This window comes from Nocardia sp. NPDC102475, assembly GCF_055584605.1.
This window is the reverse complement of the sequence record NZ_JBVJLS010000002.1, coordinates 21,911-42,903: the sequence shown is the minus strand read 5'-3', so window position 1 is coordinate 42,903 and position 20,993 is coordinate 21,911. Positions and strand designations below refer to the sequence as shown.

At 65.9% G+C, this 20,993-nt stretch carries 21 protein-coding genes; 17 read left to right on the top strand and 4 right to left on the bottom strand.

The features are described from left to right. Nucleotides 1–8: 8 nt before the first annotated feature. Nucleotides 9–1,166 carry an acyl-CoA dehydrogenase family protein gene (locus tag ACZ60G_RS03195; RefSeq protein ID WP_465806841.1) on the bottom strand — a complete coding sequence of 386 codons (1,158 nt, stop codon included), beginning with the start codon at nucleotides 1,164–1,166 and terminating at the stop codon, nucleotides 9–11. 144 nt (nucleotides 1,167–1,310) lie between these two features. Between ACZ60G_RS03195 and ACZ60G_RS03190 the strand changes: the two genes are divergently transcribed. The 6 genes from ACZ60G_RS03190 (at nucleotide 1,311) to ACZ60G_RS03165 (ending at nucleotide 6,334) form a co-directional block, all read left to right on the top strand. Then, on the top strand, nucleotides 1,311–2,237 hold the full coding sequence (locus tag ACZ60G_RS03190) for a PDR/VanB family oxidoreductase (protein ID WP_465806839.1): 927 nt from the start codon (nucleotides 1,311–1,313) through the stop codon (nucleotides 2,235–2,237). Between the two features lie 94 nt (nucleotides 2,238–2,331). Further along, nucleotides 2,332–3,030 (top strand): DUF8020 domain-containing protein, encoded by a 699-nt coding sequence (locus tag ACZ60G_RS03185; protein WP_465806837.1) that lies wholly within the window; start codon nucleotides 2,332–2,334, stop codon nucleotides 3,028–3,030. A 167-nt stretch (nucleotides 3,031–3,197) separates the two neighbouring features. After that, a complete protein-coding gene (locus tag ACZ60G_RS03180; protein ID WP_465806835.1) occupies nucleotides 3,198–3,797 on the top strand; it encodes a DUF4232 domain-containing protein in 600 nt (199 codons plus the stop codon). Nucleotides 3,798–3,953: 156 nt separating this feature from the next. Next, nucleotides 3,954–4,904 (top strand): hypothetical protein, encoded by a 951-nt coding sequence (locus tag ACZ60G_RS03175; protein WP_465806833.1) that lies wholly within the window; start codon nucleotides 3,954–3,956, stop codon nucleotides 4,902–4,904. Nucleotides 4,905–4,925: 21 nt separating this feature from the next. Continuing rightward, complete coding sequence (locus ACZ60G_RS03170; RefSeq protein ID WP_465806832.1) at nucleotides 4,926–5,261, top strand: hypothetical protein; 336 nt, start codon at nucleotides 4,926–4,928, stop codon at nucleotides 5,259–5,261. Between the two features lie 17 nt (nucleotides 5,262–5,278). Next, the gene (locus ACZ60G_RS03165) at nucleotides 5,279–6,334 is read left to right on the top strand and encodes a DUF4185 domain-containing protein (RefSeq protein WP_465806830.1); all 1,056 of its coding nucleotides are present in this window, start codon (nucleotides 5,279–5,281) and stop codon (nucleotides 6,332–6,334) included. 72 nt (nucleotides 6,335–6,406) lie between these two features. On the opposite strand, the gene ACZ60G_RS03160 is transcribed toward ACZ60G_RS03165, so the two are convergent. Next, nucleotides 6,407–7,627: an ROK family protein gene (locus tag ACZ60G_RS03160; protein WP_465806829.1), complete on the bottom strand. Its 1,221-nt coding sequence runs from the start codon at nucleotides 7,625–7,627 to the stop codon at nucleotides 6,407–6,409. A gap of 147 nt (nucleotides 7,628–7,774) precedes the next feature. Here ACZ60G_RS03160 and ACZ60G_RS03155 point away from each other — a divergent pair, with 147 nt between their 5' ends. From ACZ60G_RS03155 to ACZ60G_RS03115, 9 genes are all read left to right on the top strand, one after another. Continuing rightward, a complete protein-coding gene (locus ACZ60G_RS03155; protein ID WP_465806827.1) occupies nucleotides 7,775–8,821 on the top strand; it encodes a substrate-binding domain-containing protein in 1,047 nt (348 codons plus the stop codon). Further along, the gene (locus tag ACZ60G_RS03150; RefSeq protein WP_465806825.1) at nucleotides 8,812–10,332 is read left to right on the top strand and encodes a sugar ABC transporter ATP-binding protein; all 1,521 of its coding nucleotides are present in this window, start codon (nucleotides 8,812–8,814) and stop codon (nucleotides 10,330–10,332) included. Before ACZ60G_RS03155 ends, ACZ60G_RS03150 begins: the two co-directional genes overlap by 10 nt. Continuing rightward, nucleotides 10,329–11,369, top strand: coding sequence for an ABC transporter permease (locus ACZ60G_RS03145; protein WP_465806823.1), 1,041 nt, complete (start codon nucleotides 10,329–10,331; stop codon nucleotides 11,367–11,369). The genes ACZ60G_RS03150 and ACZ60G_RS03145 overlap by 4 nt, the downstream gene beginning before the upstream one ends. A gap of 19 nt (nucleotides 11,370–11,388) precedes the next feature. Further along, on the top strand, nucleotides 11,389–12,273 hold the full coding sequence (locus tag ACZ60G_RS03140; RefSeq protein ID WP_465806821.1) for an SMP-30/gluconolactonase/LRE family protein: 885 nt from the start codon (nucleotides 11,389–11,391) through the stop codon (nucleotides 12,271–12,273). Continuing rightward, nucleotides 12,270–12,881: a bifunctional 4-hydroxy-2-oxoglutarate aldolase/2-dehydro-3-deoxy-phosphogluconate aldolase gene (locus ACZ60G_RS03135; RefSeq protein WP_465806819.1), complete on the top strand. Its 612-nt coding sequence runs from the start codon at nucleotides 12,270–12,272 to the stop codon at nucleotides 12,879–12,881. Before ACZ60G_RS03140 ends, ACZ60G_RS03135 begins: the two co-directional genes overlap by 4 nt. Nucleotides 12,882–13,151: 270 nt before the next feature. Next, nucleotides 13,152–14,096 (top strand): sugar kinase, encoded by a 945-nt coding sequence (locus tag ACZ60G_RS03130; RefSeq protein WP_465806818.1) that lies wholly within the window; start codon nucleotides 13,152–13,154, stop codon nucleotides 14,094–14,096. A 10-nt stretch (nucleotides 14,097–14,106) separates the two neighbouring features. Next, complete coding sequence (locus tag ACZ60G_RS03125) at nucleotides 14,107–14,862, top strand: SDR family NAD(P)-dependent oxidoreductase (protein WP_465806816.1); 756 nt, start codon at nucleotides 14,107–14,109, stop codon at nucleotides 14,860–14,862. Then, a complete protein-coding gene (dgoD, locus tag ACZ60G_RS03120; RefSeq protein WP_465806814.1) occupies nucleotides 14,859–16,004 on the top strand; it encodes a galactonate dehydratase in 1,146 nt (381 codons plus the stop codon). Before ACZ60G_RS03125 ends, dgoD begins: the two co-directional genes overlap by 4 nt. A gap of 185 nt (nucleotides 16,005–16,189) precedes the next feature. Beyond that, nucleotides 16,190–18,052: an APC family permease gene (locus ACZ60G_RS03115; protein ID WP_465807612.1), complete on the top strand. Its 1,863-nt coding sequence runs from the start codon at nucleotides 16,190–16,192 to the stop codon at nucleotides 18,050–18,052. A 6-nt stretch (nucleotides 18,053–18,058) separates the two neighbouring features. Here the strand turns inward: ACZ60G_RS03115 and ACZ60G_RS03110 are convergent, their stop codons facing one another. Further along, complete coding sequence (locus ACZ60G_RS03110) at nucleotides 18,059–18,154, bottom strand: DUF2510 domain-containing protein (protein ID WP_387290543.1); 96 nt, start codon at nucleotides 18,152–18,154, stop codon at nucleotides 18,059–18,061. A gap of 592 nt (nucleotides 18,155–18,746) precedes the next feature. After that, complete coding sequence (locus ACZ60G_RS03105; protein ID WP_465806812.1) at nucleotides 18,747–19,277, bottom strand: CGNR zinc finger domain-containing protein; 531 nt, start codon at nucleotides 19,275–19,277, stop codon at nucleotides 18,747–18,749. A gap of 38 nt (nucleotides 19,278–19,315) precedes the next feature. On the opposite strand from ACZ60G_RS03105, the gene ACZ60G_RS03100 reads away from it, so the two are divergent. Continuing rightward, entirely contained in the window at nucleotides 19,316–20,287 is a 972-nt protein-coding gene (locus tag ACZ60G_RS03100; RefSeq protein WP_465806810.1) for an EamA family transporter, read from the top strand. A 102-nt stretch (nucleotides 20,288–20,389) separates the two neighbouring features. After that, nucleotides 20,390–20,992, top strand: a complete 603-nt coding sequence (locus ACZ60G_RS03095; RefSeq protein WP_465806809.1) for a hypothetical protein — start codon at nucleotides 20,390–20,392, stop codon at nucleotides 20,990–20,992. The last annotated feature ends 1 nt before the right edge of the window (nucleotide 20,993 follow it).

Sequence of the window (20,993 nt, the reverse complement as noted above, 5' to 3'; positions counted from 1 at the left end):
TGTCTCCTTCAGCGATTGCGCAGTGCGCGACGGGCGATGGACCAGCGCAGCACCTCGGATGGCCCCTCATAGATGCGGAAGGCCCTGGCCTCCACCAGGAACCGGGCGACCAGATAGTCCTCGCTGACACCGAGTCCGCCGTGCAGCTGCACCGCCCGGTCGAGCACTCGCCAGACTGCCTCGGAGACAAAGGTTTTCGCGATCGATGCATCGTGGCGCGCCTGTGCGGATGTCGGCCCCTGCTCGTCGATGGTCTCGGCCGCCGTGCGGATCACGCCACGGGCCGCGGCGATATCGATCTCGCTATCGGCGACGAGACCCTGTGCCAGACCGTGATCGGCGATCGGCACACCGAAAGCCTTTCGGGTGCTGATGTGTTCGATGGCGAGGTGGTGCGCACGCACAGCCAGCCCGAGCCAATTCATGCAGAACACCAGACGCGAGGGCGCGAGCCGGACCTGAGCCAGTACTAGTCCCTGACCGACCGCGCCCAGCACGGCGGAATCCGGTACCGCGCAGTCGACGAAGGCGATCTCGCAGTGGCCGCCCGGCGCGCTGGAATGGTCGAGCGTCGGCATCCGGCGACCGACCTTCAGGCCCGGATTGTCCTGGTCCACCAGGAACATGGTGGGTCCGTCACCGGTCTGCGCGACACAGATGGTGAACGCCGCACCCTGGGCGCCGGTGGTGAAATGCTTGGCGCCGTTGATGATCCAGCCGTCGTCGGTCTCCTCGGCGACGGTCTGCAGCATGCCGGGATCGGATCCCGCGCCCGGTGCTGGTTCGGTCATCGCGATGGCCGAACGCACCTCGCCGGCGGCCAGCGGCGCCAGATAGCGCTGCTGCTGCTCGGCATTGGCGACGTGGGCGAGCAGGTGGATGTTTCCGTCGTCGGGCGCCCAGGCGTTCACCGCGATCGGTCCGAGCAGACTGGCTCCCGCCGCTTCCAGCACCCGCGCCTGGGCCCGGGTGTCCAGGCCGAGTCCGCCGTACTCCGGGGCGGACAGCGGGCCGAATACGCCCGCCTCTTTCGCCTTCTTCTGTAATTCGAGCCGCAGCGCGTCGTCCATTACGCGCCCGTCGACAACGACCTCGCGTTCCACCGGAATTACCTGGTCACGTATGAACTGGGTGGTCTTGTCCACCAAATGCGCCACAGTGGTCATGGCGTCAGTTTCGGTGGGCGGGCGGCGTCTGAGTCGGGTCGATAGTCAACGTCGATTGTGCGAATCGACTGCGCATTCGTCCGGTGCGGATCGGCGGTCTCTCGGCGACGGTAGTCGCGAAGACGAGATAGCCGAGGGGACCAGATGACGGACATTCCGGTACGGGTGTCGGCCCGCCGTGACGAGGCCGAGGGTGTGTTCTCACTCGAGCTGACCCCGGTTGCGGGCGGTCAACTGCCGTCGTGGGAGCCGGGCGCACATATCGACGTGGCCGTCGACGCCGCCGGGGTGCGGCAGTACTCGCTCTGCGGTGATCCGGCGGATCGGCTGCACTGGCGGATCGCGATATTGCGCGAGCCCGACGGGCGCGGTGGGTCCGAGTATCTGTCCCGGACGGCGCTGGTGGACTCGGAGCTGCGTATTTCGGCTCCCCGCAATAATTTCGAGCTCGTCGAGCGGGCAAGTTACGTGTTCATCGCGGGTGGTATCGGAATCACGCCGATCCTGCCGATGGTGGCCGCCGCGCAGGCCGCCGGCGCTGAGTGGGAGCTGTACTACGGCGGACGGACCCTGGCGCATATGGCCTTCGCCGAGGAGATCGTTCGCCACCCGCACGCACGACTGCTGCCGCAGGACGAGCACGGACTGCTGCCCATCGCCGACATCGTCGCCGAACACCCGGATTCCGCGATCTACTGCTGCGGGCCCGAACCACTGCTCGCAGTCGTGGAAGCCGAAGGGGCTCTACATGATTCGGCTGTTTTCGTAGAACGCTTCGTGCCGCGAACGGTTACCGCGCCGCGGGGCTCGTTCGAGGTCCAATTGGCAAGCAGTGGAACAACTGTCCACATCGGCGCGGACGAGTCCATTGCCGATGTGCTCGCCGCCGCCGGTATCGGCATCATCACCTCCTGCCGCGAAGGCACCTGCGGCAGTTGCGAAACCGCCGTGCTCGCAGGCGAAATCGACCACCGCGACTCGGTGCTCACCGCCGAGGAGCAGGCCTGCGGCAACACCATGATGCTGTGCGTTTCGCGGGCCAGATCGGACGTGCTCGTCCTCGACCTGTGACCGGCGAACCCTGAGCTGTCGGCGCTATCGGCGACCGGCATGCGGCGCGCTCGCGCGCCCGACCTCCCCGAAAATCGAGAGGAAAGAAGTAAGGATGAGGAAAATCGTTGCGGTGGCCGCCGGATTGGTCGCCGCAGTCGGCATCGCCGCCGGTACCGCCGGCGCCCAGCCCGACAGTGACGAAGCGGTCGGATTCACGGCCTACGCCACCGACACCCAGTCCATTGTCAAGACCGATGGCGGCTCCATGGTCATCGAGGACAACGTCTTCAAGATCAAGGCGAGCAACGGCACCGTGCTCACCGGTATGCCGCTGAAGTTCCGCGTCGACGACTTCGAATTCCCGATCGTGGCCGATATCGCCGACCACTCGGCCACCCTCACCCCGCAGTTCGACATCGCGCACGCGGCCTACAAGCCGGTCGCGCTGCCGTTCGAGGACAAGGCGCCGTGGAAGACCGACTACGACCGTGAGCAGGCCGCCTGGTCCCGCATGACCAGCACCATCACCATGGGCGCCACCCTCGGCACCCTGGTCGGTGGCATCAGCGGCGGCGCCATCGGTTGCGTCCTGGGCGGTATCGCCGGTGCGACCGTCGCCTCGGCCGCCATCATCGGCCTCTTCGGCGCCTTCATCCCGGCCGCAGCCGTCGGCTGCCTCGGCGGCATCGTCGCGATCGGCGCCCTCGGCACCCTCGCGGGCCAGATCCTGATCACCGCCCCGGTGGCCATCGGCGCTGCCATCCAGTACTTCTCCACTATCAACCAGCCGCCGTTTCCGCCGGCGAAGTAGATAGCGAAGAAGAACCCAACGGCGTTCGTTGGGGGACACCCGACCCCGCCCGGTTCCTCACCCCGGGCGGGGTCTTCGTTCGTGGCGTATCCGGTTGTGGTGATTGCATTTCCGCTGCACATCGGCCCGCACGCGGAGTACCGTGAGTTGTTGTGAGGAGATGGCGGATGGCGTGGTGGCTGCTCACCGCGGCTACGGTCGCGACCCTCAGCGGTTGCGGTTCCGAACCCGCGGCGCCGGATCCGGCGAGCAACAGCGCGGGCCCGGCGCTGGATGTGGTTTCGGGATCGTTGGCCGCCCCGGTGCCAGCGCGCGATTCGAATGCCGTTGCACCGCAATGTCGAACATCCGATCTGGCGACTGGTCTCGGACCGGAAACCGCGGCTGCCGGAACTGTCGCCTTTCCGATCGTGTTCACCAACAACGGGTCCGGTCCGTGTGTACTCGAAGGTTTCCCGGGTGTCTCCTATACCACCGGTCCCGATAGCGCACCCGTCGGTGCGCCCGCCGCGCGCGAGGGCACCTCGCCCGGTCCGGTCCAGTTGGTTCCCGGCGGCCAGGCGTCGGCGCTGGTATTCGCGGTCAACGTGCACAACATTCCACTCGAGCAATGTCAGCCGGTGGCGGTGCCGGGGCTGCGGATCTACCCGCCCGACAACACCGCATCGGCGTATCTCGAGCGCGCTGCGACAGCGTGCGGTAACGGGCAGTTGACTACGACGCAGCTGAGGGTCCGCGCCGTCGTGGCGGGCGCTGGTGGCGGGTAGCTCGAGCGGCGACGGGTTTTGTTGCGGCGGCACCGATTACGACGTGGTCACGAGAAGTACGTTATCGATGACGTGACCGGCTGCGGCCCTGGAGAATTGGTAGCAACCACCCAGATCCGGTCCGTTCGAGGGCCGGTCGACCTCTTGGAGGGGATTATGGTTGATTCCCTTTTCGCCGATGTGTCCGAGTTCCAAGTTCCGGTCGATGATTCCTATCCGTATCAGATCTTTTCGTGCCGTTCCAACGACGGGACCTACCGGGACCACAACTTCTACACGAACTATGCCTGGGCTGCTCGAGCCGCGGACGCCGGGCGAATAGCCTGCTTCATCGTCTATTTCTATTGGCGGCCGAACTGGCTCGACACGGTGGACACCCACCGGAGCATGGTCGGCCAGGCGGGCGGTCCGCATCCGAAGATGATCTCCATGATCGATGTGGAATCGGGCGGCAATCCCGGCGGGGACCAGTCCGACGGTATCAACCGCGCCTATTGGCGGCTGGCCGACTGGCTGGGCTCCACCCGCCGGGTCATCGGCTATGCGAACCGGCCCGATTTCGACAGCATGTGGCCGGTACGCCCGGATGGGCTCAATATGATCGGCGCCGGCTACGGCAGCAACCCCGATCTGCCCGGTCAGATCGCACATCAGTACACCGACGGCCAGGGATATGGCGGTGGCCTGCCCGAGGGCGCCTCGCCGTTCGGGAACTGCGATATGAACTCCGCCGACGGATTCTCGCCGGAGGACTTCGCCAATCAGGTCGGTGTCGGAGTCGTCGCGCCGGATCCGGTGACCGATATGTGGATTCAATTCATGGGTATCGGCGGCAACGGCTGGCCGCAGTTGGCCGGTCACACCCTCGTCGACGGTGTCGCCACCGTGGGGCAGACTCTCGGGCTTCCCGGGTTCGAGCCGCCGCCGGGGCCGACCCAGGTCCCGCTGCCGCGTGACCTCGACGGCCGCATCCGCGACGAGTGGATTCAGATGCGGGGTGTACAAGGCAGCGGCTGGCCGCAACTCGGCGGCTGGTCCCTCGTCGACGCGATCGCGGCAATCGGACAGAAGCTCGATATCGACGGCTTCCAGCCACCCATCCGATAGTCCCTCCGAGGGAGTATTCGCATGCCGACAATCGCCAGCACGAACGGCCGCTTTTTCGTGATCACCGATTGCGTGCCAGAGGTACAGGCGGCGGCGACCGCCGCCGCTGCGGGCGGCACCCTGGCTGCCCTCACCGCTGCCACCGTCGCCGAGATCACGTTCCCGGAAGGGCCATTCGACGTCGTACCAGCCTGCGGCACACCGCAAGCCGGACCGACCGCATGGTTCGCCACCTTCAACGGCGGGGCCCGCGAGGGCTGTGTCTACGCCATCGACCTCACCACCCGGCAGGTCTGGACCGAGAACGCCAACCGAGCCGCGGCGTGGACCCGATTCGTCCTCGCCGCTGCCGTCTGAGCCCGAATCGAGAACCTATGTCGAACCATTGGGGCACCGCGATCACCGGGTACGCCGGGAGTACGGCGAAGCAGTTCGGGGTGGGCGGCGCCGACCTCGGGATCCCATATGACCGGAGCCATTTCCAGCCGGGCCGGTCCGGATTCGTCTTCGGCGACACTTTCACAGGTGACAGCCAAGGCTCCGGCACCTGGCTGGGCTCGCCGATCCTGCTGTTCAGCTCCAACCTTCCGGATGCCACCACCACCTTCACCGCGACCCCCGGCGGGGCGCAGGCAACACAGGCCCTCACCTACACCCACGACGCCGACAACGGCTACGGGTTCGAGGTCACCCGGATTCCCAATGACGCCTTCGTCGACCCGAACGGGCGAACATGGTTGACCTACACCAGCGTTCACGACTGGAAGGCGTCCAACGACCGGTACGGGGCGCTGTTCTGCGGGCTCGCGTACTCCGACGACGACGCCGTCACGTGGACGGATTACGCGACCGTGTGGCCCAACGACGGCAGCGACGGCTACGCCGGCTGGAGCCCGTTCATGATGCAGTCCTTCGCCGGCATCGGGAACAACAACGGCGACGGCTACCTGTATGTCGTATCCAAGGAATGGGGCCGCATCCACAATCGGAACGGACCGATCCTGATGCGCGTGCCGTGGCGGCAGATCGCCGCCCGCGCCGACTACGAGTATTGGGGCTACAACGGCTCGACCTGGCAGTGGGGCAACCCGACACCCACCCCGTTGTTCGCGGGGGCGGGGCCCATCGGGGAGTTGAGTGTGAAAAACATTGCCGGAACGTGGGTCATGTCCTACTTCGACGTCGGCGGTTACTGCATCTCCACCCGCACGGCACCGGCAATCGACCGGGTGTGGACCGCCCCGAGACCACAGATCCAGGGTTCCGTTCCGTGGTGGCAGTTCTGGGTCCGCTCCTTCCCTCAGCTCTACGGCGGCTACATCCACCCCCGCTCCGCCTCGCCTACCGACGTGACCCTGTATGTCTCGCAATGGAACACCACCACGAACAACCCTTACTGGGTCATGCAATTCGACGGCATTACGCCATAGTCACCTTGCCTCGACGGCGGCGGGCCGCTTCGCGGCGCTCGACCCGGATCGCCGCGAACTCGTGCCAACGAGCTAGGTAGTGGAGCGGATGGCGCGGCGGGCGGCTATGGAGCCGAAGGTTTCGCGGTCGGCGAGGAAGCCTTCGAGGGCGAAGGTGGCGGCGCCGAGGCTGACGGGGTTGTGGGGGAGGGTGCACAGCTGCAGGGTTACTGCGGTGAAGGGGTCGGACATGGCGTGGTGGGCGGCTACGCGGCGGGTTGCGTCGAGGAGGCGGTCGCCGAGGACGTTCGCGACGAGGTCGCCGAAGACCATGGTGCGGGGGTTGAAGAGGTTCACCAGGTTCGCGACGGCGACACCCAGGTAATTGCCGGTCTTTTCGATGACCTCGTTCGCGATGGGGTCGTCGCTGGCGCCTATGGCCCCGACGGTGGCGGCATCGTCGGCGGCGAGTAGCGGGCTGGCCGGTGCGATTTCGCGCAGGGTCTGCACGATGCCGCGCGCGCTCACATATGCCTCGACGCAGCCGTGACGTCCGCAGCGGCATTCGCGTCCGTCGATGACGAGGTTGGTGTGGCCCCATTCGCCCGCACTGTTGGTCACGCCGCGATAGAGCGCGCCATCGATGACGACGCCGATGCCCACTCCGGCGCGTAGCGTGACCACGATCAGATCGTCCACATCCCGGCCCGCGCCGAACCAAAGATGCGCTGCCGTACTGGCTTTCAGCGGATTGTCGAGATACAGCGGATGCGGCACCCGCGGTTGCAGCAGCGATTTCAACGACACGTCGTGCCAGTCCCAGTACGGCGAGAACACCGAAACACCGCCCTCGGGTTCCACCAGTCCCGGCACGCTCAATCCGACGCCGAGTACCCGCTCCGCGTCGTCGGCGGTCAGCTCGCCGATGCCGCGAACGATCAGCTCGGTGACATCCTCGGGCCGGGTGGCCGCCGGGTCGACCGGAATCTCCACCGACCGCAGCACCGTCATCGCCAGGTCGAAAAGGTCGAAATGAATGCTGGTTTCGGCGATATCGACCCCGACCAGGGTGCCGCGCGCGGGATTGATCGCCAGCTGTGCGCGCGGCCGCCCGATGCCGGGTGCGTCGTAGCCGAGTTCGGCGAGCACCCCCACATCGAGTAGTTCGGCGAGCAAGTTGCCCACCGTCGCGAACGAGAGCCCGGTGGCGCGGGCGATCTCCTGACGGCTGGTGTGGCCCTCGGCGGCATAGACCGCCTGCAGTACATAGAACCGATTCCGGCGTCGGATGTCGCGCGCGGTCAGCTGGTACACGGTCGGGCCATCTCCTTCCGATTGATATTCGCAGACGCTACCCGAGCAGTTCTGACAACACTATTTACAACGGTTAGCCGAAGTCCTACTGTAACCCAGGTCACTACAAGACGCCGAGTGCCCGGCGCAGCATCAGAGGAGCACCCCATGTCCTGGACCCGCCGAAGCCGTTGGACCAGCGCCGTTTTCTGCGGGGTATCGCTCGCACTGGCCGCGTCGGCCTGTTCATCGGGCAAAGACGATTCGCAGGCGACCGGACCGCAGCACACCACCGGGGCGATCAGCCTGGTCTACGCCCAGAAGCAGGGTGATCAGGAGTACTTCATCGGCGAGGCCGAAGGCGCCAAGGCCAAGGCCAAGGAACTGGGCATCGATCTGAAGGTGGTGAACCTCGGCAATGACGCGAACAAGGCGGTCACCGAGGTGCAGAACGCGGTGAACCAGAAGGCCAGCGGCGTGATCGTCGTGGTACCCGATCCTTCGGTCGGCCCGCAGGTCGCCCAGCTCGCGAAGGCCGGTGGTGTCGCGCTGCTGACCTCCGATGACCAGGTCTGTACGAACGGGCCGGATCCGACGTCCTGCGCGAAGGACAATCTGGTGCCACGGGTCGGCTTCAGCGGCACTCAAATGGGCACCGAGGTCGGCACCCGCGCCGGTCAGGACTTCAAGAAGGCCGGATGGAAGCCGGAGGAGACCGCGATCATCGACGCCTGGAAACAGGACGTGACCGTGTGCACCGACCGGGTCAAGGCCAACCAGAAGGCCTTCAAGGATGCCGCCGGTGTGGACGTCAAGGTGATCGAGGTCGGCACCGACAACACTCCGTCGGACGCGCAGAACAAGATCTCGGCGACGGTGTCGGGCAATCGGTCGGTGAAGAACTGGATTGTCATGGGCTGCAACGACGAGAACGTCAGCGGCGGCGTCGCGGCGATCCAGAACGCCGGATACTCCGCCGACAATGTGCTCGGCGTCGGACTCGGCGCCTACCTGGCCTGCAAGGAATGGCGCGGCGGCAAGCCGACCGGCTTCAAGGCGGCACTGTTCATCAACGGCAAAGACGTTGGCGCACTGTCGGTTCAGACGATCTACGACTACCTGAAGAACGGCAAGCAGATGCCGCCCGAAGCCTATGCGCCGACCAAGATGGTCGACTCGACCAACTGGCAGCAGGCGGGCGTCACATGCAGCTGACCGGACTGCGGGTATCCGGGCTGAGCAAGAGCTTCGCCGGGGTGCCGGCCCTGCGCGAAGTGAGCCTGGATTTTCCCGCTGGTGCGGTGACGGCCCTGATGGGCGAGAACGGGGCGGGTAAATCCACCCTGATCCGCATCCTCGGTGGCGATCACCGCCCGGACGGTGGCCGGCTCGAGCTGGATGGCGTACGACTCGAGCTGGCCACCCCCGCCGACGCGCGGTCGGCCGGAATCCGGGTGATCGGCCAGGAGCCGGAGATCGTGCCGCACGTTTCCGTCGCCGAGAACGTCTATCTCGGATCGCTGCCGCGGCGCTCGGGCCGACTGCTCGATCGGGCCGCCCTGCGCGAACGGATGCGCGCCGATCTCACCCGACTCGGCTTCGACCGTGACCTCGACCCGGACACCATCGGATCGAAACTCACTGCGGCGCAACGGCAATTGGTGGAGATCATGCGCGCGTTGACCACCGATGCCAAGGTGATCGCCTTCGACGAGCCGACCTCGTCGCTGTCGGACCATGAGACCGAATCGCTGTTCGCGCTCATCGGTCGATTGCGTGAGCAGGGCCTCGCGGTGATCTATGTGTCGCATCGGATGCGGGAGATCTTCCGGCTGGCCGATCGGGTCGCGGTGCTGCGCGATGGCGCGCTCGTCGGTGAGCGCGCGACCGCCGACACCACCGACCGCGAGATCGTGCGGATGATGGTCGGCCGGGATCTGTCGACGTTGTTCGCGCGCAAGCACAATACGCCGGGCCGGGTGGTGCTCGACGCGGATGCGGTGACCACCGACGACGTAACGGAGGTGAGTCTGCAGGTGCGCGCCGGTGAGGTGGTCGCGCTGGCCGGGCTGGTCGGCGCGGGTCGCTCGGAACTGGCCGGTGCGCTGGCCGGTGATCTGCCGATCCGCTCCGGCGAGGTGCGGGTGGACGGTAAGAAACTGCGTCTGCGGCAACCGCGGGACGCGGTGCGGGCCGGGATGGGGTACGCGCCGGAGGAGCGCAAGGCGCAAGCCCTGCTGCTGCATCGCGGTGTGCGCGACAATATTTCGCTCGCGATGCTCGACCGCTTACGGCGGTTTCGATTCGTCCGGGGCGGCGAAGAGCGGCGGCTCGCGCGTCAGTATGTCGAATCACTCAGAGTGCGAACACCTTCCATCGAGCAGGAAGTGCGCAAGCTCTCCGGCGGCAATCAGCAGAAGGTGGTGCTGGCGCGCTGGCTCGCCCGCAAACCCAAGGTGCTCATCCTGGATGAGCCCACTCGCGGCGTCGATGTCGGCGCCAAAATCGAGATCTACCACGTCATCGAGGAACTGGCCGAATCCGGTGTCGCGGTGCTGGTGATCTCCTCGGAGCTACCCGAAGTGCTCGGTCTGGCCGACCGGATCGTGGTCATGCAGCACGGCCGGGTCACCGGCGAACTGGACCGCGAAGAGGCCAGCGAGGAGGCGATTCTCGCGCTGGCCATGGCCGCCGACCTGTCGCATACATCGCGAGGAAACCCATGACAGACCAACAACTTTCGATTCCGGTGGAGACCGCAGCGCCCTCGGTGCCGGCTCCCGGCGCAGCCGCCCGTCGTCTGGTGCAGGCGATCGGCACCGGCAACCTCAGCCTCATCGGCGCACTGGTGGTGATCGTCGCGATCTTCGCCTGGCTCAACGACGGTTATCTGGATCCGGCGAATCTGGCCGGAATCGGTGAAGCGGTAACGGTTTTCGGTCTGCTCGCCGTGGTCCAGACGGTCGTGATCATCTGTGGTGCGCTCGATATTTCGGTCGGCTCGCAGGCCGGAGTCGCCTCGGTGATCAGCGCGATGGCATTTACCGCGACCTCTGGCAATGCGTGGTTGGGCATTCTGGCCGCGATCGGTGTCGGGCTGGTGCTCGGGGCGATCAACGGGCTGATCATCGTCTACGGGCGCGTCAATCCGGTGATCGCGACACTGGCCACCCTGGCCGCGTTCAAGGGCGTCGCGCAGTTGATATCCGGCGGTAAGGCACAGGGTTTCGTGCTCGGCGACGACGTGTTCATCTTCATCGCTCGCGGCAAGATCCTGGGTCTGCCGGTGCCGGTGGTGATTCTCGCGGTGGTCGCGATCGGTATGCATGTGCTGCTGAAGTACACCGATATCGGCCGCAATATCTATGCCATCGGCGGCAATGACACGGCCGCAAGGCTTTCCGGCATCAATATCAACAAGTACCTGATCGCGGTGTTCGTGCTCGCGGGTGCGGTGGCGGCGATCGCCGGAATCATCCTGACCGCGCGGACCGGCTCAGGGCAGCCGGTCTCCGGTAGTGAGGGACTCGAGCTGAAGGCGATTACCGCGGCGGCATTGGGCGGGTGTGCGCTGAAGGGCGGCAAGGGCACGATCGGGGGCACGCTGCTGGCCGTCGTGCTGCTCGGTGCGCTGGACAACGGGCTGAATGTTGTTGGTGTGAATACGTTCTGGCAGAACGTCGCTCAGGGCTCGTTGCTGGTGGCGGCGGTTGTTATTCAGCAGCGACGCAGCGGGGAACGTGCGGTCGGATTGCCGACCTAGCACCCGTCAGGAGCGAATGATGATCGAACTGAAAGCCGACCGCTGCTCGCCGAGGCCGGGGAGGTTGTGCGAGGGACCGGTCTGGGATGACCGCACCGGTGAGGTGCTGTGGGTGGACATTCCGGCGGGCCGTATCCATCGCGCGACACTGCGCGACGGCGACCTCGTACAGCGGTCCACAGTGGCGGTGGGGAAGCGGGTCAGCGCGGTGGTGCCGTGCGCATCTGGCGGGCTGATCGCGACTGCCGTCGACACTTTCCTGCATATCGCCGACGGCACAATGACCGAGGTCGCGGCGCTATCGCTGCCCGATGACGGTGTTCGGCGGCGCATGAACGATGCCAAGGCAGACCCGTGGGGGAGACTGTTCGCCGGGACCATGTCGGAAGACGAAATCCAGGGCACCGCAGCGCTTTATCGACTCGATCCCGATGGCGAGCTGAGCATCGTGCGGCAGCAGGTGACGATCTCCAACGGACTCGGCTGGAGCCCGGACGGCGCCACTCTGTACTACGCGGACAGCCCGACGCATCGAGTCGAGGCATTCGACTACGACTCGGCCACCGGCACCTTCAGTGGTGGGCGCACCTTCGCGGAATTCCCGGACGGTCTGCCCGATGGACTGACTGTGGACGCGCGAGGTTTCGTCTGGGTCGCGGTGTGGGGTGCCGGGCAGGTCCGGGCATTCGATCCATCGGGTCGGCCGCATGCGGTGATCGATGTCGGCCCGGCGCAGGTCTCCAGTTGCGCCTTTGCGGGCCCGGACCTGGATGTTCTCGTAATTACCACGGCCGCCGAAGGTTCCGCCGATCCCGAGGCCGGGCGGCTGTTCACCTGTAGACCGGGTGTGACCGGTCTTCCGACGAATACCTACTCCGATGCGAGATTGGTGAGCAACCCATGACCGACCACGGCCTGATCCTGGATCCGCCGGTAATCGCGATCCTGCGCGCCCCGACGGCCGCTCGGTTCGCCGAGGTGGCCGCAGTACTGCACGAGTCGGGCATTACCGCGGTGGAGTTCACGCTCAACTCGCCGGGGGCACTGGACGCATTGCGCGACTGCGCCGGATCGGCCCACCCGGTCGGTGCGGGCACGGTGCTCACCGCCATCGATGCCGCGCGAGCCGTGGATGCGGGCGCGGCATATCTGATTACCCCGACGGTATGCCCCGAAGTGATCGCGGAGGGCCGCCGCATGGGTGTCCCGGTGATCTGCGGCGCGTTCACGCCCACCGAGATCCACAGTGCGTGGCAGGCGGGCGCGACCATGGTGAAAGTCTTTCCGGCCTCGGTCGGCGGTCCCGGCTATCTGAAGGCGATTCGGGGTCCGTTGAACGAGATCCCGCTGGTGCCGACCGGCGGCATCGGGCTCGCTGATGCCAGAGCGTATTTGGATGCCGGGGCCAGAGCGCTCGGTATGGGGTCGCCGCTCGTCGGTGACGCGTGCATCGGCGGTGATTTGGATGCGCTGCGTGAGCGTGCATCCGTGGTGCGGAAGGCATTGCTATGAGGGCTGTTTCGTGGGAGTTCGAACACGCTCCGCGTACGGAAGGCGCAAGCGGTGTTCTGCAGAATCAAGATCGACGAATCGGGCGAAATCGTCGTGCAGTGGGTCTTCTGCGAGGTCGACCTCACCATGGTGACGGCCGAACCGGATACCTGAGCGCGCTGCCCCTTCCCGGATGCACGGGCGGGAGGCGATTCGTGTGAAATACGCCGCTATCAGCCCTGATTCGCGGAATCCGCATGCTGCGGCCGTGAGCGCGCGAAGGCCACGGCCATGACAGGCGGATTGATAACTCTGGGCGAAGCACTCGGTGTCGTAGCCGCCACTGACCCCGGTCCATTGGCTCCCGGTGCGGCAATGCGGATGGATTTCGCGGGTGCGGAAGCGACGGTCGCCATCGGCGTCCGCAGGCTGGGTCACGAGAGCGCATGGGTGGGCAGCGTCGGTGCCGATGCCGTCGGCACCATGGTGCTCGACCGACTGCGCGCCGAACAGGTCGACATCTCGCGGTGCCGAATCGATCCAGAACTGCCGAGCGGTCTGATCCTGCGCGAGCGACGAACCGCCGCCCACATGCGAGTCACTTACTACCGCAAGGGTTTCGCGGGCTCTCGACTGTCGCCCGCCGATATCGACACCGACCGGATCGCCGCCGCACGGGTGCTGCATCTCACCGGCATCACCCCGGCACTGAGCCCATCCGCCCGGGACGCAGTCCACACGGCACTCGACGCCGCTGTCGACGCCGGGGCGATCGTGTCTCTCGACATCAATTACCGCCGCGCATTGTGGTCGGAATCAGATGCGGCCGTGGAACTTTCGAAGCTGGTGTCGCGCGCCGATATCGTCTTCGCCGGTACCGACGAAGCGGCCATCCTGGTACCAGCCGCCGCCCCCGCCGCGATGGCGGAATCGCTTGCCGCACTGGGTCCTTCGCAAGTCGTGATCAAACTCGGATCCGAAGGCGCGCTCGCACTGCACAACGGCGAGCTGATACCGCAGCCTGCGGTCGAAATCCGCAGCGTCGACCCGGTCGGTGCGGGCGATGCGTTCGTCGCGGGCTACCTCGCCGGTGTGCTCGACGACGGGTCCCCGAGGCACAGCCTGCAATTGGCCGCCGCCTGCGGCGCATTCGCCGTATCCGTACCCGGTGACTGGGCTGGTCTGCCGTTCCGGCACGAACTCGGCCTGCTCACCGGCGCCGACATCAACCGATGAAGGGAACAGCATGAGTCGTCTGGCAGACCGGGTCGCGGTCGTCACCGGGGGCGCATCCGGCATCGGTGCGGCCACCGCACATCGGCTCGCCGCCGATGGTGCCGCGGTCGTCATCGCCGATATCGCCGAGACGAGTGGGCGCGAGGTCGCCTCCAAGATCCGTGCGGCCGGTCATCGAGCCGAATTCGTCCGGTGCGATGTGTCATCGGAGGACTCCTGGATCGAGCTGCGGAACAGCGTGAACGAGTTGTATGGACCACTGGACTTCCTGTGCAGCAACGCATCCCGGCAGGCCACGATCCCGGCGCACGAATTGACGAGGCAGGCATGGGATGACGGCCTCGCGGTCAACCTGACCCCGCTGTTCCTCGGCCTGCACACCTTCATCGACGATCTGCGCAACCGCAGCGGCAATGTGGTCGCGGTCTCCAGCGTGCACGCCCAATTCGGCCTAGCCGGATATCCGGTCTATGCCGCCGCCAAGGGCGGGTTGACCGCATTGGTCCGGCAACTGGCCGTGGAGTACGGGCGCTCTCACGTGCGGGTCAATGCCGTACTGCCCGGCCCGATCCTCACCCCGGTATGGGACGACGTCGACGAGGCAGGTCGACGGCTATCCGCCCAGGCCACCGCCCTGGACCGGATGGGCGCACCCGAGGAGGTCGCGGCCGCGATCGCCTTCCTCGCCTCCGACGACGCATCCTTCATAACCGGTGCCAACCTGGTCGTCGACGGCGGCTGGAGCGTGCGAAAGGAGTCCCGGTGAAGATCACCGCACTCACCACCTACCTGGTCGCACCGCGCTGGTGCTTCCTGAAGATCGAGACCGACGAGGGCATCACCGGCTGGGGTGAACCGGTGCTCGAGGGCCGCGCCCACACCGTCGCCGCCGCGGTCGACGAACTGGCCGACTACCTCGTCGGCAAGGACCCGATGAGTATCGAAGCGCACTGGCAGGTGCTCACCAAGGGCGGCTTCTATCGGGGCGGACCGATCCTGTCGAGTGCGGTCGCGGGCATCGACCAGGCGCTGTGGGATATCACCGGAAAGGCGCTGGGCGTACCGGTTTGGCAGTTGCTCGGCGGTGCGGTGCGCGATCGTGTCCGGGTATACAGCTGGATCGGTGGTGATCGACCCGACGATGTCGCGCGGGCGGCGGTAGAGCGAAAAGAACAGGGCTTCACCGCGATCAAGATGAACGGCTCCGCCGAACTGGAGCTGATCGATACCCCGCGCGCCACCCGGGGCATTGTCGATCGAGTCGCGGCGGTGCGCGAGGCAACCGGCGACGATTTCGATATCGCCGTCGATTTCCATGGCCGCCTGTCCATTCCGATGGCGCGGCGGGTGCTGCCGCTACTCGAACCGTATCTGCCGTTCTTCGTCGAGGAACCGCTCGTCCCGGAGTGCAGCAGCCAGATCGGCGAGATCACCCGCGCGACAGGCATTCCCATCGCCACCGGTGAACGTCTCTATTCGCGTTGGGATTTCAATGCGGTGCTCGATCAGGGCATCGCCGTCGTCCAACCCGATCTCTCGCACGCGGGTGGCATCTCCGAGGTCCGCCGCATCGCCGCCCTCGCCGAGGCCCGCGATATCGCCCTCGCCCCACACTGCCCCCTCGGCCCCATCGCCCTCGCCGCCAGCCTCCAGGTCGGCTTCGCCACCCCCAACCTGCTCATCCAGGAGCAAAGCCTCGGCATCCACTACAACACCGGCTCGGACTTGCTCGACTACCTCGCCGACCCGACGGTCTTCGCCTACCGCGACGGCTATGTCGACCTGCTCCAAGCCCCCGGCCTCGGCATCCAGATCGACGAAGCTGCGGTGACTCGTGCCGCCGAACAGGGCCACCGCTGGCGAAACCCGATCTGGCACCGCAAGGACGGTTCCTTCGCTGAGTGGTGATGCTTCAGGGCGTCGTTATCCGTCTGGTGTTTCCCGTAGATTTGCCCGGGTCGGCGACAATCCGGCACCGGACAAACCTCGCAAGGGATATCGTGACCACAACCGACGAGCGCACGCGCTCACCCTTTTCGGCCTGGCTGCTACAGGGCGCGACCGATGAGCGGTATTCGCAGCATGCGGGCCCCATGCGCAAGCCGGGTGATGCCGAACACGAGCGGTCCTGGTGGCAGGTGATGTGCCTGACCGGTGTCGACTACTTCTCGACCCTCGGCTATCAGCCGGGTATCGCGGCGGTCGCGGCCGGTGTGCTGTCGCCGCTGGCCACGCTGGTGCTCGTCGCGCTGACGCTGTTCGGTGCGCTACCGGTGTATCGGCGGGTGGCGCGGGAGAGTCCGCACGGCGGCGGTTCGCTGGCCATGTTCACCGAACACCTACCGCGGTGGACCGGCAAGATCTTCATTCTGGTGCTGCTCGGTTTCGCGGCAACCGATTTCGTCATCACCATGACGCTCTCGGCCGCCGACGGTGCCGCTCACATCGTGGAAAACCCTTATGTGCCTGCGGGTCTGCACGATCACAACCTGCTCATCACACTCGTCCTGCTGGCATTGCTCGCGGCGATCTTCCTGAAGGGTTTCGCCGAGGCCATCAAGATCGCGGTCGCGTTGGTCGGTGCATACCTCTCGCTGAATGTGGTTGTCGCCGTTGTCGGTTTGTATCACGTGCTCACCGCGGGTGATCTGGTCGTCGACTGGACGCATGTGCTGACTGCCGAGCACGGCAACGTCGCGGCGATGATCGGCGTCTCGCTGCTGGTTTTCCCGAAGCTGGCGCTCGGCTTGTCCGGATTCGAGACCGGTGTCGCCGTGATGCCGCAAATCAAGGGTGCGCCAGGGGATTCCGAGGAGAACCCGACCGCTCGCATCGCCGGGACGCGCAAACTGTTGACCACCTCCGCCCTGATTATGAGCAGCTTCCTCATCGTGACCAGCTTCATCACGGTCGTGCTGATTCCGGAGCGGGAGTTCGAAGCGGGTGGGTCCGCGAACGGTCGCGCGCTGGCCTGGTTGGCGCACGAATACCTCGGCGATATGTTCGGCACGGTGTACGACGTGAGCACCATCGCGATCCTCTGGTTCGCGGGCGCGTCGGCCATGGCGGGGCTGTTGAATCTGGTGCCGCGCTACCTACCCCGGTACGGCATGGCGCCGGAGTGGGCGCGTGCCGTGCGGCCACTGGTGCTCGTGTTCGCGGTGATCGCGTTCGGTATCACCTGGTACTTCAACGCCGATGTCGACGCGCAGGGCGGTGCGTATGCGACCGGTGTGCTCGTGCTCATCACCTCCGCGGCGGTCGCGGTGACGTTATCGGCCGCGCGGAAGGGTGAGCGCAACAAGGTAATCGGCTTCGGCGCGATCTCGGCGGTCTTCGTCTACACGACCATCACCAATATCTTCGAACGACCCGAGGGCGTGCAGCTGGCATCGCTGTTCATCTTGACGATCATCGTCATGTCTTTCGTATCGCGCGCCCGGCGCTCCTTCGAATTGCGTGCCATCGAGGTGACTTTCGACGAAACCGCCGCCCGCATGATCGACCAGGCCGCGGCCGAGGGCATGATCCGCATCGTCACCCACGACATCGACCAGCGCAGGCCCGAGGAGTACCGGGAGAAGGAAGCCGATCAACGCCTGGAGAGCCATATCCCGGCGGATGCCCCGATCCTGTTCCTCGAGGTCATCGTCCGCGACGCCTCCGACTTCAGCACCGACCTGCGCGTCACCGGACTCGACCTCGAGGGCTACCGCATCCTCAGCGTCGAAGCCACCGCCATCCCCAACTCCATCGCCGCCATCCTGCTCGCCATCCGCGACCGCACCGGCTTGGAACCGCACGTGTATTTCGAATGGACAGAAGGCAACCCGCTGGTCAACCTCCTGAAGTTCCTCTTCGTCGGCGAGGGCGAGGTCGCCCCGGTAACCCGCGAAATCATCCGCCGCGCCGTCCCGAACCCCGCCGACCGCCCCCACGTCCACGTCGACAGCTAGCGCCCATCATTGCCGCGGCTGCGTGTAATTCGTCCACTGATACCCGTCGAACCACCGCACCAGCCCCGGATTCGCATGGTCCGGATACCACCCCGGAGCCATCGCCCCAGGCGCCTGGCGCCCACTTCCCGAACTCGACCTCACGATCAACACGATCGGCAACACGATCACCGCAAGTAAAACCAGCAGAATCAAGATGTGCCACACGCTGATTGCTCCCATATTGTCATTGTCTCGGACCCCAGTCCGAGAGTGCGTTGCGCGGTGACTTGCCGAGCCACCATGCTGGACGGATGATCACCATGCGCTGGTGGCGTGGCTTCTCGGCCGACGCCGCCAAGAACGCATGGTGATCGCTGGTCCAGGAGTGCGTCGGCGTGGCAGCGGTGGGGGCTGCTGTGGTTTCGGCTGGATCTGAACGGATCAACATCCGTTCGGTGCTGGAACACCTGCGAATCGCGCCGCGAGATATTCAGTCGCATCCTAGTGCCGCATCCAGATTGCTTGCTGTGCTATCTGCCTCCGGCAGCTCGCCGAGCGTAGTGATATGGCGGTCGAATTCGCCGTGGGCGACCACCATTCGACTACGTTCGACGGAACCCCGGGCAGCGATACGGCAGAAGCTATCTGGACACGGTGCCAGCAAGGTAGTATGAGACTTTCGCGCCAAAAGAGCGCTTCCACTGACCGGGATTCACTTCTTCCTGGCGCGGTAGGCGGCGACAGCGTTGCGATTTCCGCAGGCCGTACTGCAGTAGCGGCGTGATCTATTGCGGGACAGGTCGAGAACCAGGCCCTGGCAGTCGTCGTCGGCGCAGAGGGACAGCCGACTCAGCTCGTCGGAGCGGACCAGATCGATCATTGCCATAGCGGTCTCGACGGCGATGCGAACGGGCAGCGGAGCCTGCGCGGGCACCGCGTGGATGTGGTAGTCGACATCGCCGTGCCGGACCAATTGCGGCAGGGCTCGATGCTTCGCCAGCGTCTCGTTGATCAGTCGCACCGTCGTATCGCGATCGCTGGTCAGCATGCGGCGTAGCGGCGTACGCAAGGCGCGCACCGCCGCGAGCTCCGCGGCGTCGCCGGAGTGCACGCCGGTGTAGACGTGTTTGACGAAAAACTCGTCGAGCTGGCCGATCTCGGTCAACGTATCCGGCTCCTCCGCCGAGTTCACCAGCTCCACCGCGGCAACCAGCGCCGCCTCCGTGTCATGAGCAAAGGCCATGTTGACATATTACCTCACCGACCTTAGCGTCATTAGTCATGGTTTCGATGACTCATGACAACACTGCGCAGCGGCTGCGAACCGGACTGCTTTGCGCGGTGGTGTCCGCGTCCTCGTTCGGGTTATCGGGATCACTGGCTCGCGGCTTGATGAATGCGGGCTGGAGCTCCGCATCCGTGGTGGCGGTCCGGGTGCTGCTCGCTGCCGCTGTTCTGGTGCCGATCGCGATGGTGCAGTTGCGCGGTAACTGGGATCTGTTGCGCCGCAACGCGTCTTTGATCACCGCGTACGGATTGCTCGCCGTGGCCGGTACCCAACTCGCCTACTTCAACGCCGTCGCCCATATGCAGGTCGGCGTGGCACTGCTCATCGAATACACCGCGCCGGTCGCGGTGGTGGGTTGGCTATGGCTGCGGCAAAGCCAACGACCCAGCGCGGCAACGGTGCTCGGCGCACTGCTCGGAATGACCGGCCTGGTCCTGGTCATCGACCTGCGCTCCGGCCTGGCCGCCAGCGGCATCGGCATCGCCTGGGCCCTCGCCGCCATGATCGGCGCCGCCGCCTACTTCCTGCTCTCCGCCCACGGCGACGGCACTCTGCCCGGCACCGTACTCGCGGCCGGAGGCCTCCTCTTCGGCGGACTCGCTCTCCTAGCGGCAGGCGCGGTCGGCATCGTCCCCCTCCACGCCACCACCAATTCCGTTGCCTTCCAACACCTCACCGTCTCCTGGTGGCTCCCCGTCTTCGCGCTCGGCACGATAACCGCCGCCCTCGCCTACGTCTCCGGCATCGCCGCCACCCGACTCCTTGGCTCCCGCCTCGCCTCCTTCGTAGCCCTCTTCGAAGTCCTGGCCGCCCTGGCCTTCGCCTGGGTCCTCCTCGGTGAATCTCCCCGCCCGCTCCAACTCCTCGGCGGCGCCCTGATCCTCACCGGAGTAATAACCGTCCGCCGAGGCGAAACCGCCCCGCAGGCCCCCGCCTCGAGTCGAAAGCTTTCCCTGGAACGGTGATGCGGCCGCACAGGCTCGAGCTGTAGCCACATCTGCCGCGACCGGCGAGGTCAACCCATGGGCTTGACCTTCACGTATACGTCAATCCTTAGCGTCGCTCCCATGACTGTTATGACGCGAACCGCACGGGCTGTCCAGCTTTCCGCACGACCGGACGGATTTCCGGAACTATCCGAATTCCGACTCGTCGAGCAGCCGGTGCCCGATCCGGCGCCGGGGCAGGTGCTGGTGCGGAATCTGTACATGTCGATTGATCCAGGGATGCTCATGCAGATCGGCGCTTATCCGGGAATTCCCATGCCGCCGTTCGCTGTTGGCGCCACGATGTTCGGCGACGCGATCGGTGAGGTCGTCGCCTCCGCGGATCCGGATGTTGCGGAGGGTGCGCTGGTGCTGCATCGGCTCGGTTGGCGGGAGTACGCGATGGCCGAGGCGGGCGCGATCCGGGTCGTGGATCCGGATGCGTACCCATCGCCGTCCAGCTATCTCGGATTCGGGCTGGTCGCCTACGCGGGCCTGACGGCCGTGGCGGGTCTGCGTGCCGGCGATACCGTTTTCGTTTCCAGCGCGGCGGGCGCGACCAGTGGCATGGCAGGCCAGATCGCCCGGTTGCTCGACCGCATGCCCTGGCTCGCAGCCGACGTCTCGACCGCCCAGCGCGACGAAATCCCAACCAGCAATAGCGCGGACCCGGATCGATTGTGAC